1 protein-coding gene is annotated in these 338 nt (G+C 69.8%); it reads right to left on the bottom strand.

Annotated elements, in window-relative coordinates:
• Window positions 1-338: NAD(P)-binding domain-containing protein (locus tag DW306_RS00010; protein ID WP_240746981.1), on the bottom strand; the 338-nt coding region annotated here is incomplete at both ends.

Genomic DNA, 338 nt, shown 5'->3' with positions numbered 1-338 from the left:
GATGTCCACCCACTGCGCGCGGATCGCTGCCTGGTACTGCGCCGGCACCTGGTCGACGACAAGATCCACGCGCGTTCCACGGGTCCGTACTCGATGCCGTTGTGCACCATCTTCACGAAGTGGCCGGCGCCGTCATGGCCGACGTGCGTGACGCAGGGCTCGCCCTCGGCGACCGCGGCGATCGACTTGAGGATCGGGCCGAGCGTGATCCACGACTCGTCCGAGCCGCCGGGCATGATCGAGGGGCCGGTGAGAGCGCCCTCCTCGCCGCCGGAGATCCCGGCGCCGACGAAGTTGATGCCCGTCTCGCGGACCGCCTTCTCGCGGCGGATCGTGTC

This window comes from Microbacterium sp. K24 (genome assembly GCF_004794465.1).
Taxonomy (GTDB): Bacteria; Actinomycetota; Actinomycetes; order Actinomycetales; family Microbacteriaceae; genus Microbacterium.
Note: the sequence above shows the minus strand (reverse complement) of the source record. Positions and strands in the feature narration are given on the sequence as shown.